This is a genomic window from Duganella phyllosphaerae (assembly GCF_001758785.1).
GTDB lineage: Bacteria > Pseudomonadota > Gammaproteobacteria > Burkholderiales > Burkholderiaceae_D > Rugamonas > Rugamonas phyllosphaerae.
On the sequence record NZ_LROM01000071.1, the window covers coordinates 21555 to 34447 of the forward strand.

At 67.4% G+C, this 12893-nt stretch carries 8 protein-coding genes; 5 read left to right on the forward strand and 3 right to left on the reverse strand.

Translation table 11 applies throughout. The annotated features are described in order from the left end of the window. Positions 1-12: 12 nt before the first annotated feature. Positions 13-1530, reverse strand: a complete 1518-nt coding sequence (locus DUPY_RS08395) for an AMP nucleosidase (protein WP_070247378.1) — start codon at positions 1528-1530, stop codon at positions 13-15. Between the two features lie 143 nt (positions 1531-1673). On the opposite strand from DUPY_RS08395, the gene DUPY_RS08400 reads away from it, so the two are divergent. Next, positions 1674-5723: a Pls/PosA family non-ribosomal peptide synthetase gene (locus DUPY_RS08400; protein WP_070247379.1), complete on the forward strand. Its 4050-nt coding sequence runs from the start codon at positions 1674-1676 to the stop codon at positions 5721-5723. A 5-nt stretch (positions 5724-5728) separates the two neighbouring features. Beyond that, the gene (locus DUPY_RS08405; protein ID WP_167359051.1) at positions 5729-6310 is read left to right on the forward strand and encodes a 4'-phosphopantetheinyl transferase family protein; all 582 of its coding nucleotides are present in this window, start codon (positions 5729-5731) and stop codon (positions 6308-6310) included. Here DUPY_RS08405 and bla read toward each other — a convergent pair whose 3' ends face one another. Then, positions 6311-7198, reverse strand: coding sequence for a class A beta-lactamase (gene bla, locus DUPY_RS08410; protein WP_070247500.1), 888 nt, complete (start codon positions 7196-7198; stop codon positions 6311-6313). Positions 7199-7330: 132 nt separating this feature from the next. On the opposite strand from bla, the gene DUPY_RS08415 reads away from it, so the two are divergent. Then, a complete protein-coding gene (locus tag DUPY_RS08415) occupies positions 7331-8911 on the forward strand; it encodes an FAD-dependent monooxygenase (RefSeq protein ID WP_070247380.1) in 1581 nt (526 codons plus the stop codon). Here DUPY_RS08415 and DUPY_RS08420 read toward each other — a convergent pair. Then, the gene (locus DUPY_RS08420; RefSeq protein WP_070247381.1) at positions 8866-9372 is read right to left on the reverse strand and encodes a DUF6622 family protein; all 507 of its coding nucleotides are present in this window, start codon (positions 9370-9372) and stop codon (positions 8866-8868) included. The genes DUPY_RS08415 and DUPY_RS08420 overlap by 46 nt on opposite strands. Before the next feature lie 312 nt (positions 9373-9684). Here DUPY_RS08420 and DUPY_RS08425 point away from each other — a divergent pair, with 312 nt between their 5' ends. Together DUPY_RS08425 and DUPY_RS08430 are read left to right on the forward strand one after the other, a co-directional pair. After that, the gene (locus DUPY_RS08425; protein ID WP_070247382.1) at positions 9685-11568 is read left to right on the forward strand and encodes a DUF885 domain-containing protein; all 1884 of its coding nucleotides are present in this window, start codon (positions 9685-9687) and stop codon (positions 11566-11568) included. Positions 11569-11585: 17 nt separating this feature from the next. Further along, complete coding sequence (locus DUPY_RS08430) at positions 11586-12848, forward strand: D-amino acid dehydrogenase (protein WP_070247383.1); 1263 nt, start codon at positions 11586-11588, stop codon at positions 12846-12848. The last annotated feature ends 45 nt before the right edge of the window (positions 12849-12893 follow it).

Genomic DNA, 12893 nt, shown 5'->3' on the forward strand with positions numbered 1-12893 from the left:
GTGAGGCAACCTTTACTGGAACGCAACTTCCGTAAAACTGCGTAACTTGCGACTATGAAGCTTATCCACGCCGAGATTGCGCAGCATCTCCAACGCCTTCATGCCGATGCGCAGGTGTTGATCGACGCGGTCGCGGTAGAACTGGTTGGCCATGCCGGGCAGCTTGATTTCGCCGTGCATCGGTTTGTCGCTCACGCACAACAGCGTGCCGTACGGGACCCGGAAGCGAAAACCGTTGGCGGCAATCGTCGCGCTTTCCATGTCCAGCGCAATCGCGCGGCTCTGGCTGAAGCGACGCTCCGGCGTGCGCTGCGGCAGCAGCTCCCAGTTGCGGTTGTCGGTGCTGGCCACGGTGCCGGTACGCATCACGCGTTTCAGGTCATGGCCGGTCAGCTGCGTCACTTCGGCCACCGCCGCTTCGATCGCCACCTGCACCTCGGCCAGCGGTGGAATCGGCACCCACAGCGGCAGGTCTTCGTCGAGCACATGGTCTTCGCGCACGTAGCCGTGGGCCAGCACGTAGTCGCCCAGTTCCTGGGTGTTGCGCAGGCCCGCGCAGTGGCCCAGCATCAGCCAGCAGTGCGGGCGCAGCACGGCGATATGGTCGGTGATGGTCTTGGCGTTGGCGGGGCCGACGCCGATATTGACCATCGAGATGCCCGAGCCGTCGGCGCGGATCAGGTGATAGCCCGGCATTTGCGGCAGCCGTGGCGGCTGGGTGCCGTAGGCGTCGCCCGGCTCGGCCGCCTGGCCCACGCGGCGCGTGACCATGTTGCCCGGTTCGACAAAGGCGATGTACTCGTTGTCGCCCTCCCCCATCGCTTGGTTCATCAACTCGTGACCGAGCTTGATGAATTCGTCGATATAGAACTGGTAATTGGTAAACAGGACGAACTTCTGGAAGTGCTCGCACGAGGTGCCGGTGTAGTGACGCAGGCGTTGCAGGGAATAGTCCACGCGCGGCGCGGTAAACAGCGCCAGCGGCTGGGCCTCGCCCATCGCCGGTTCGTGGGTGCCGTTGGCGATGCCGTCGTCCATGGCGGCCAGGTTGGGCAGGTCGAAGACGTCGCGCATCAGCATGCGGCGGTCGGGGGTGAGGCTGCCCTCGATGTGTTCGTGCTCGGCAAACGAGAAGTGGATCGGGATCGGCTGGGCGCTGGTACCCACCTCGATGCGCACCTGCTGGCGGTGACCGTGATTTTGCAGCAGCAGCTTGAACTGCTGGATGTAATAGCGCTTGAACAGGTCGGGCCGGGTAACCGTGGTTTCGTAGGTGCCGGGGCCGGCGACGAAGCCGAAGGCCAGGCGCGAGTCGGCGCGGGCCACGGTGTCGGTATGGACCCGCACGAACGGGTAGCAGGCGCGCACATGCTCGCCCACGTCTTCGCCGGCCACGAAGCGCTTCATGGCGTCGCGCAGGTGGGCGATGTTGGCGTCGTAGATGGCCAGCACCTGGTCGAAGGCGGCTTCCGGGTCGTCGAATTGCACGGGGGCGATAAACGGTCTATTCGAGGGACGATTCGGTGACATACGACTCCTTAAAAGAAAGCTCTGGAGCCCATTGTAAGGGCTGGCGGCGGAAGTTGCAGATTTCTCCTTACCGCTAGGACAGGTAAGCAAAAAAAGCGTTCCTGTCGCGTACAATGATTGCCTCTTCTCCTCACTTTTTCAGCATGACCGAGCCAGCACCGCAGGGCCTTACGAATACGCACCCCGACATCCTGTTCGGGCCGTCCGACGCCGCGCTGCTGCGCGAGGAAATCCTGGCCGATTTGCTCGAAGCTAGCGCTGCCCGCGCGCCCGACCACCCGGCCCTGGTCTACGGCGATGTCACCCTCAGCTACCGCGAACTCGATGCGCGGGCCGCGCTGGTGGCGGCGCGCCTGATAGCCGCCGGTGTGCGACCCGGCCAGATCGTCGGCCTGTGGCTGCCGCGCGGGATCGATTTGCTGGTGGCGCAGGCCGGCATCGCCAAGGCCGGCGCGGCCTGGCTGCCGGTGGACGAAGACACGCCAGTCGAGCGCCTGCAAGTGTGCCTGATTGATGCCGACGGCGCCGGCGTGGTCACCAGTGCGGCGCTGGCGACGCGCCTGGCGCATCTTGGCCGCACCGCCTGGACCATCGAAGCGCTGCTGGCCGCGCCGCAGCCCGGCGAGAACCTCGCTGCGCGCGGCCCGGTCTCGCCCGACATGCCGGCCTACGTTATTTATACCTCCGGCTCCACCGGCAAGCCGAAAGGCATCCTGATCACCCAGCGCAGCATCTGCCACTTCCTGCGCAGCGAGAACGCGGTATTGCAAGTGACTGCGGCCGACAAGGTATACCAGGGCTTCTCGGTCGCCTTCGACATGTCGTTCGAGGAGATCTGGATTTCGTACCTGGCCGGCGCCACGCTGTGGATCGGCCCCAAGGAAATCAGCGGCGACCCCGAAACGCTGCCGCGCATGCTCGATGCCAACCAGGTGACGGTGCTGCACGCGGTACCCACCCTGCTGGCGTTGTTCAACCAGGAAGTGCCGTCGCTGCGCCTGATTAACCTCGGCGGCGAGGCCTGCCCGGAATCGCTGGTCGAGCGCTGGTCGCGACCGGGCCGGCAGATGTTCAACACCTACGGCCCTACCGAAGCGACGGTATCGGCCAGCCTGGCGCGCCTGCGCCCCGGCCACCCGGTCACCATCGGCACGCCGCTGCCGAACTACGGCCTGTTCGTGATTGACCCCAACCCGAACGCCAACGTCGAGATCAATAACCTGCGCCTGCTCCCCATCGGCGAAGTCGGCGAACTGTGTATCACCGGACCGGGCCTCGCCGCCGGCTACCTGGGCCGCCCCGACCTCACGGCCGAAAAATTTCTGCCCAATCCCTGGTCCACGGGCGAACATGACCACCGCCTGTACCGCACCGGCGACCTGGCGCGCATCGGCCCGGACGGCGAGGTGACGTGCCTGGGCCGCGCCGACGACCAGGTCAAGATCCGCGGTTTTCGCGTGGAGCTGGGCGAGATCGAAGCGCTGCTGGCGCAGCAGCCGGGCGTGGGCACGGTGGCGGTGTTGCTGCGCAAGGATGACGGCATCGACCAGCTGGTGGCCTACCTGGTGCCCGAAGCCGGCGTGACCCTCGACCCGAAAACGTTACGCAGCGCGCTCGCTGCCAACCTGCCGCCGTACATGGTGCCGGGCCGCTACGAAATGCAGGCGGCGATGCCGCGCCTCACCTCCGGCAAGATCGACCGCAAGGCCTTGAAGGCGCTGCCGTTGTCGGCGCCGGCCGCCGGCAGCGCCGCCGAATCGGATCTGCCCGAAACCCCGGCCGAAGCGGCGCTGTTTGCGGCGCTGGCCACGCTGTTCCCCGGCCAGGCCATCGTGCGCCAGGCCGACTTCTTCTCCGACCTGGGTGGCCACTCGTTCTTTGCCGCGCGGCTGGCGTCAACCCTGCGCGCCGATCCGCGCTTTGCCCACATGACGGTGCGCGACATCTACCAGCAGCGCCAGGTCGGCAAGATCGCCCAGGCGCTGGCCGACGGCGCCAACGACGCCAGCGCCGCCAAGGCCGAAACCGAATGGACGCCGCCGTCCAGCATCAAGCGCTGGACCTGCGGACTGGCGCAGGCGGCCGCCATGCCCGGACTGGTCGCCCTGCGCATGGCGCAGTGGCTGGCGCCGTTCTTCACGTACCACTTCTTCACCGGCGATCCCGGCGACTCGGTGCCGCGCGCGATTGCCGCCTCGGTAGGCGTGTTCCTGATCGCCACGGTGCTGGAGTTTGCCATTGCGATTGCCGGCAAATGGCTGATCGCCGGGCGCCTGCAGGCGGGCGAGTACCCGCTCTGGAGCCTGGCCTACTACCGCTGGTGGCTGGCCGACCGGCTGGTGGAAGCCGCCCCGGTCTACCTGCTGGCCGGGTCGTCGCTCAACAACTGGTGGCTGCGCGCGCTGGGTGCGAAGATCGGCAAGGACGTCATCATCGGCTCGATGACGCTGCGCGCGCCCGACCTGCTCACCGTGGGCGACTACGCCAGCATCGGCAACGCGGTCAATTTCGAGAACGCGCGGGTGGAGCGCGGCGTGCTCAAACTGGGGCGCATCACGCTCGAACGTGACGCCTGCGTCAGCTCCTTCGCGGTGATGGAAGGCAATACCCGCATCGAAGCGCAAGGCCACCTGGAAGGCCAGTCGGCGCTCGGTGACGGCGCGCACGTGCCGGCCGGCCGCATCTGGGCCGGTTCGCCGGCCGCCGACGTGGGCGCGTTCGATCCGGCGCGCCTGCCGCCACGCCCCGTCGTCTCCACCGCGCGCAGCGTAATGGAAGGCGTGTTTTTCGTGTTCGGCATCCTGCTCATCGTCACGCTGTTCTTCATGCCGGTATTCCCGAGCTTTGTCCTGATCGACTGGTTCGACGAGGCGGGCTGGATGCCGTGGCTGCAGGGCGAAGGCATGGGCATTCGCCTGCTGCGCTACTTCGTGCTGGCCTTCCCTGCCAGCGCGGTGCTGATCGTGCTCACCGCGCTGCTGTCGGCCGGCATTCGCTGGACCGTGCTGCCGCGCCTCAAACCCGGCCGGTCGGCGGTGCACAGCAACACCTACTGCGCCAAGTGGCTGGTGAGCCAGATCCAGGAATCGAGCCTGAACGTCCTGCACGGCATTTACGCCACCGTGTTCGCACCGTACTGGTACCGGCTGCTTGGCGCCAAGGTGGGCAAGGATGCGGAGATCTCCACCGCGCTGGGCGTGGTGCCCGACATGCTTACCCTCGGCGACGAAACCTTCATCGCCGACGCCGTGATGCTCGGTGACGAAGAGATCGACGGCGGCTGGATGACCATGCAGCCGACCGTGATTTCCAACCGCAGTTTTGTCGGCAACGGCGCCTACATCCCGGACGGCACCGTGCTGCCCGAGCAGGTGCTGATCGGCGTGCACTCGCGCGCGCCGGGCAACGCCCGCATGAACAGCGGCGACACCTGGCTCGGCTCCCCGCCGCTGAACCTGCCCGCGCGCGAGCAGACCAGCGGCTATCCCGAGTCGCTCACGTTCCACCCGTCGCCCATGCGGCGCCTTGGGCGTGGCCTGATCGAGGCGTTCCGCATCGTCGCGCCGCACGCGCTGGTGATCGCGGTGGGCTACACGGTGGTGCTGGAGGTGATGCCGGCCGCCGGCGCGGGCCGCTGGGGCGAAGTGATCTGGGACCTGACGCTGGCGGGACTGGTGTACGGGGTGGGCAACTACGTATTCGTGGTGCTGCTCAAGTGGCTGCTGATCGGCCGCTACCGCAAGCAGTCGGAGCCGATGTGGACACCGTTCGTGTGGCTCTCGGAGGGCGTGACCAACCTGTACGAGGGCATCGCCGTGCCCAACTTCATGCGCTACCTGCGCGGCACGCCGTGGCTGCCGCTGGCCTTCAACCTGATGGGCGCAAAAATCGGCAAGGGCGTGTACCTGGACACCACCGACATCACCGAATTCGACTGCGTGCGCATCGGCGACCACAGCGAACTCAATGCCCTCACCTGCCCGCAGACCCACTTGTTCGAGGACCGGGTCATGAAGATCGACCAGGTGACCATCGGCGAACGGGTGTACCTGGGACCGCGCAGCGCGGTACTATACAGTGCAGTAGTCGGGCGCAATGCGCGCCTGGGCGCCCTCACGCTGGTGATGAAGGGCGAGCACATTCCCGCCAACGGCAACTGGGCCGGCTGTCCCGCCGCGCCAGCAAAGGCATGAACAACATGAATAGTATGCAAAAACTCGCTGTCCACGCCTGGCCCGGCCCCGCGCCCACCATCGCCGATGGCGTGTTCGTGATCGGCCTGCCCACCGGCGAACAGCGCGAGGAAGCGCGCCAGCAGCTGCGCCAGGCCGTGGCCGAGGCGCTGGGCGCCGTACTCGACGTGCCGCCGCGCGAAATCGAGATCGAGGCCTCGCCCGGCGCCGCGCCGGTGGTGCTGCTGCCCGACGGCCAGCGCCTGCATTGCTCGTTCGCGCACGACGGCGGCATGTCGCTGGCGGCCGTGTGCTTCAACGGCCCGGTGGGCGTGGATCTGATGCTGTCGGAAGAGGTGGCAGGCTGGGAGGCGGTAGCGCGCGACTATCTGGGCCCGGAAGCGACGGCGCGCATCGCGGCAACGGCGCGGGCAGAACGCGCGGCCGTGTTTGCACGGGCCTGGACCGCGCGCGAGGCGCACCTGAAGTGGCTCGGCGTGGGGCTCGACGAATGGCCGGCGCACAGCCAGTCGTCGGGGACAACGGTGACGCTCGATTTGCCCGAACGGCTGGTGGGCACACTCGTGTACATGGACGGCGCGGCGTAGCTACGCCAGTTTGAAGGCCTCCACCACCACCCGCGCGGCCGCAGCCAGTATCTCGGAATTGGCCTTGTCGCCCTGGCCCGGCTGGGTAAAGTAGAGCGCCATGACCACCGGTGCCTTCCCGGTCGGCCACACCACGCCGATATCGATGGTGGTGCCGTAAGCGCCGGTGCCGGTCTTGTCGCCTACCTGCCAGTCGTACGGGACCCCGGCGCGGATGCGGGTGTCGCCGGTGGTGGTGCCAACCAGCCACTGTGTCATCAGCTTGCGCTTGTCCACCGTGAGCGCGGGGCCCAGCGTAACGCTTTGCAGCGACTTCATCATCGCCAGCGGCGTGGTGGTGTCGCGCGGGTCGCCGGGAATGGCGCTATTTAGCTCGGTCTCCCAGCGGTCGAGCCGAAACACCTTGTCGCCGATGCTGCGCGCATAGGCGGTGACGCCGGCCGGCCCCCTGATCTGCTTCATCAGCAGGTTGGCGGCAGCGTTGTCGCTGGTCTGGATGGTGGCCGCGCACAGTTCGGCCACGGTCATGCCGTCGGCCAGGTTTTGCTGCGTGACCGGGGAGTGGCTCACCAGGTCGGCCGCCGTGTAGCGGATGCGCCTGTCGAGCAGCGACGGCTCGTGCTGCAGGATCGCCGCCGCCAGCATGGCCTTGAAGCTGCTGCACAACGGGAAGCGCTCGTCGCCACGATGGGACAGGATGCGGCCATCGGCGGTGTTGATGGCGGCCACGCCGAGCCGTCCCTTTGCCTCGGATTCCAGGCGCGCCAGTTGCGCGGCCGGCGACAGCACGGTAGCCGCCGGGGGCTTGTCGAGAATTTCCGCCATGCCGGCCATGGGCGCGGCGGCCAGCGCCAGCAGCACGCTGCGGCGAGTAGTGAAACGAGTCATCGGAAGTTCGCCCAGGTAAAAAAATGGTGGTGCAATTTGCATCGCCATCATACCAGCCCCCCGGCGCCACCAGTAGCCCAACCGTCGCCCAATCGCGCGCACGGCCCCGACATGCGGCGCTACACTGTCCCCATGCAACCACAAGCCTCCCAACCACAAGTACTTATCGCCGGCGCCGGCCCCACCGGGCTGGTGCTCGCCCTCTGCCTGGCGCGGCGCGGAGTGGCCGTGCGCATCGTCGACCAGGCCAGCGGCCCGGGACTGGCCTCGCGCGCCATGGTGGTCCACGCCCGCACGCTGGAGTTCTACCGCCAGCTCGGCTTCGCCCAGCAGGTGGTGGACCTCGGCATTCCCATCCACGCCGTGCACCTGCGCGAAGACGGTGAAGAAGCTGCCGAACTGCCGCTGGGCGACATCGGCGCAGGCCTCAGCCCATACCCGTTCGTGCTGTCGTTCCCGCAGGACGAGCACGAACGCTTGCTGGTGGACCAGTTGCGCGCGGCTGGCGTGGAAGTGGAATGGAACACCGCGCTCGAACACTTCGAACAGGACGAATGGGGCGTGCGCGCCACGCTGCTGCAGGGCGGCCAGCGCATCAACACCAGCGCGGCATACCTGTGCGGCTGCGACGGCGTCCACAGCAGCACGCGCCACGCGCTGGGCGTCGCCTTCGACGGCGGCACCTACGACAACCTGTATTACGTGGCCGACGTCCATACCGCCTGCGCCAACCGCGACCTGATGGTGCACCTGGACGCCAACAGCTTCGCGCTCATGCTGCCGGTGCGCACTGCCGGCATGCAACGGCTGATCGGCATCGTGCCGCAGACCGAACATGCCAACGTCATCTTCGACGACCTGCGCCCCCGGCTCGAGGCGCTGCTGGGCATCGCCATCGACCAGGTCAACTGGTTTTCCACCTACCGCGTGCACCACCGCGTGGCGGGCCGCTTCCGAGTGGACCGCGTGTTCCTGGCCGGCGATGCCGCCCACGTCCACAGCCCCGCCGGCGGCCAGGGCATGAACACCGGCATCGGCGACGCCGTCAACCTGGCCTGGAAACTGGCGCAAGTGCTGCGCGGCGGGGCCGATGCATCGCTGCTGGACACCTACGAACCCGAACGCAGCGCCTTTGCCCGCAAGCTGGTGGCCACCACCGACCGCGCGTTCGAGCTGATCGTCGCCCAAGGCGCCGGTGGCCGGCTGCTGCGCAACTGGCTGGTGCCGCGCGTGCTGCCGGCGCTGGCCGGTTTCGACGCCGCCCGGCGGGCGCTGTTCCGCACCGTGTCGCAAGTGCGCATCCATTACCACGATAGCGGCCTGTCAGGCGGGCGCGCCGGCGAGATCATCGGCGGCGACCGGCTGCCGTGGGTGCCGGGCCAGGGTGGCGAGGCTGGCCCCGACAACTTCGCGCCGATGCAAACGCTGGACTGGCAGTTGCACATGTACGGCGCGGTCGATCCGCAACTGGCGGCGCTGGCCACCGCCCTGCGCCTGCCGCTGCGCGCCTGGCCATGGACCGAGGCAGCCGAACAGGCCGGCCTGCTCGAAGACGCCGCCTACCTGCTGCGCCCCGACATGCACGTGGCGCTGGCACTGCCGCGCCAGGAGACCGATGTGCTGCAAGAATTGATTGCGCGGTGGGGGTTGCGGTTTGGTGACGATGCTCAAGCTGCGACGGCAACCGGCTGGCGCAGCCAGGCCGACACGTAGCGCGCCAGGCGGCCCGCGAAGATGCCGTTGAACAGGCCGTAGATGGCGCAGGTGGCCGCAACGATGGTGGCGTCATGGGCGGCAGCTGGATGGATGGCCATCAGCACGGCGATGGTGTACTTGGTGGCGAAGATGCCCATCATCAGGGCCAGCGGAGTCCAGCTGCCGCGCTGCACGACGGTACCGGCAGCACGGTTGACGGTGATCGCCGCGCCGTGCGGCCGCCAGGCCAGCGCCGCGCCCGCTGCCGCGCCGCCCAGCCAGCAGGCCCATACCGTGGCGCCGCCGCCGAAGTACTGCTGCATGCCGCTCACGGACAGGTACAGCATCACGGCCGGAATGATGAACAGGTTGCGCAGGCTGACCTCGCGGTCGCTGGCGGCCAGATACCCCCGGTATATCAGGAAAGCCAGCAGCGCCCAGACGTAGAGGGGGGTGTGCGAGACGATTTGTTGCAACATGGGGGGCTCCGTTGGTGTTCGGTTGAGATGGGTACACTATGCCCGCCGCCCTTCCGCCTCGGGCAGCGATGCGACGAAATGCCTGTCGGTGGCGCCAAACGCGGCATGGCAGCGCGAATGACACGATGACAGCGCCGGGGCCCTGCTTCACCCCCATTCCAATTAATCGCGCCTTAACCTGCACGCAATACCAGTCGTCCCCATTGACATCGATCAGCACGGCGCGCTATGGTCATCGTCGCGCTGTTTTTTCGCAACTGTTGCATTGCCGTCAAGTTACGAAAAATACTTCTAACAAAGAAAAAGGATGTCATGAGCCACCAGCCCCAGAATTTCTCCCGCCGCGACCTGTTGTTATCCGCCCTCTCCGCCACCGCCGTTTCGGTCTTGCCGGGCTTTGCACTGGCCCAGGGACAAGCGGGGAATGTCGCCCCTGCGGCGCCGGGCGACGCCACGTTCGCCAAGCTGCTCGACACCTTTGCCGATGAAATCCTGCGCCTGTCGCCCACCACCGCCACGTCGCTGGGACTGGACAAGGGCGCCCGCGCCGACCTCAAGTCGAAGCTGGAGAACATCAGCCGCTCCGGCGACGCCGCCTGGGCCAGCCAGGTCAAGTCGATCCTCAAGCGACTGGACGCGGTGGACCGCGTCAAGCTTAGTCCCGACGCCCAGCTGCGCTACGACACCGTGCGCTACGCCGCCAGCGAAGGCGTGCAAGGCCTGCGCTTCTCGTACGGCGGCGCGGCGAGCGGCTTCAATGGCTATGCGTCGCCGTACCCGGTCACGCAGCAGGATGGCGCCATCATCCGGGTGCCGGAGTTTTTGCACTCGCAGCACCAGATCGCCAACGCCGCCGATGCCGAGGCCTACCTCGACCGCCTGAACGGCCTGGCGCGCATGCTGGAACAGGAAACCACCCGCATCAGCAACCAGGCCGGGCGCGGCATCATGCCGCCCGACTTTATCGCCCGCACCGCGCTGGGCCAGCTGAAGGAGTTCCGCGCCACCCCGGTGGGTCAGCAGAAGCTGGTGCAGTCGCTGGTCGATCGCACCCAGAAGCTGGGCATCGACGGCGACTGGGCCGCGCGCGCCGCCAAGCTCGTCGAGCGCCAGGTGTATCCCGCGCTCGACCGCCAGATCAAGGCGTTTGCCGCCGCCACCGCCAAGGCCACCGACGTCCCCGGCGTGCACCGCCTGCCCGACGGCGAAGCGTATTACGAATGGGCGCTGCGCCTCGGTACCTCCACCCGCCTGTCGGCCAAGGAGATCCACGCCATCGGCATGGAACAGAACCTGATGCTGCAAGCGCGCATCGACACCATCCTGAAAGCGCAAGGCATCACCCAGGGCACGGTCGGCGCGCGGCTGCTGGCGCTCACCAAGGACCCCAAGCGCTTCTATGCCGACAACGACAAGGGCCGCGAGGAACTGATCGCCTTCTGCAACGAGCGGGTGGAGGCGATCCGCGACCTGATGCCGAAGATCTCGCGCATGAACCTCAAGGTGCCGCTGGAAATCAAGCGCGTGCCCACCGATATCGAAGCGGGCGCGCCGCTCGGCTACATGAACTTCGCCTCGCTCGACGGCACCCGTCCGGCAATCTATTACATCAACCTGAAATCGACCACGCTGTGGCCCAAGCAGGAACTGACCACCCTCACCGCGCACGAAGGCTTGCCGGGCCACGCCTTCCAGGGCGCCTACCTGGCCGAGCACCACGACCGCCTGCCGCTGATCTCGTCGCTGATCGGCTTTAACGCCTTCATCGAAGGCTGGGCGCTGTACGCCGAGCAGCTGGTCGATGAACTGGGCCTGTACGCCAAGGACCCGTTCAGCCAGATCGGCTACCTGCAGGCGCAGCAGTTCCGCGCCTGCCGCCTGGTGGTCGATACCGGCATCCACGCCATGAAGTGGAGCCGCGAACAGGCGATCCGCTTCCTGGTCGAGAACACTGGCCGCGGCGAACAGGCCATGACCAGCGAGATCGACCGCTACAGTGTGTCCCCGGGCCAGGCCTGCGGCTACAAGGTTGGCCACAACGAGATCGTGCGCCAGCGCGAGCGTGCACGCGCGGCGCTGGGGAGCCGCTTCGACCTGCCCGGCTTTAACGACGCGCTGGTGCAAAGCTGCGGCGTGCCGCTCACGGTGCTGCCGACCGTGATCGACCGCTACATCGCCGCCGCCCAGCGGACCTGATGTAAGCACGAGGCGCCATGAAGACCATTGCCGTCATTGGCGCCGGCATCACCGGCGTGACGACCGCCTACGCACTGGCCAAGCGCGGCATGCGCGTAACGCTGATCGAGCGGCACCGCTACCCGGCGATGGAAACCTCGTACGCCAACGGCGGCCAGCTGTCGGCGTCCAACGCCGAGGTGTGGAACCACCGCAGCACCGTGGCCAAGGGCTTGCGCTGGATGCTGCGCAGCGACGCCCCCTTGCTGCTCAATCCAAGACCCGGCTGGCACAAGCTGTCGTGGCTGGCCGAGTTTTTGGCAGCCATGCCCCACTACCGCGAGAACACCATTGCGATTGCCAAACTGGCGGTGGCGGCGCGCCAGCACCTGTTCCGCTGGGCCGACGACGAAAACATCGATTTCGACCTGGAACGGCGCGGCATCCTGCACATCTACCGCGACCGCGCCGACTTCGAACACGGTGAGGATGTGTCGCTGCTGCTGGCGCAAGGCGGCGTGCAGCGGCGCACCGTCACGCCGGACGAAATGCGCGCCATCGAACCCACGCTGGCCGGCAACTACTACGCCGGCCACTACACCGAGAGCGACAGCTCGGGCGACATCCACAAATTTACCGCCGGCCTGGCGCGCGCCGCCCAGCGCCTGGGCGTGCACACCCGCTATGCACAGGAGGTCGTCGGCCTGTCGGCCGATGCGCGCGGCGCCTGCGTGACGCTGCTGCAGGACGGCGCGCCGGACATCGCCGTGTACGACGGCGTGGTGATCTGCGCCGGCACCGCCAGCCGGGCGCTGGCCGCCATGCTGGGCGACCGCGTCAACGTGTATCCGGTCAAGGGATATTCGATCACGGTGCACCTCGACGATGCCGAAAGCCGCGCCTGCGCGCCGCTGGTGAGCCTCGAGGACGACGCCGCCAAGCTGGTGGCCAGTCGCCTGGGCGAACACCGCTTCCGGGTGGCCGGCACGGCGGAGTTCAACGGTTTTAACCGCGACATCCGCGCCGACCGCATTGCGCCGCTGGTGGACTGGGTGCAGCGCTGCTTCCCAGGCGTCGCCACCCGCAACATCACGCCCTGGACCGGGCTGCGGCCGATGATGCCGAACCTGGTGCCGCGCGTGGGCTGCGGCAAGGCGCCGTGCGTGTTCTATAACACCGGCCACGGCCACCTGGGGTGGACCCTATCGGCCGCCACTGCCGAAATCGTCGCGACGCTGGTCCATACCTCCTATGGCCAGGCTGGCGCGTTCTGTGGCGCACCGCACCACCAGGCCCTTTAAAAAGGCGTAAGCTGATGTCACTTAGGGGCTGTCCCAACTGGAGAT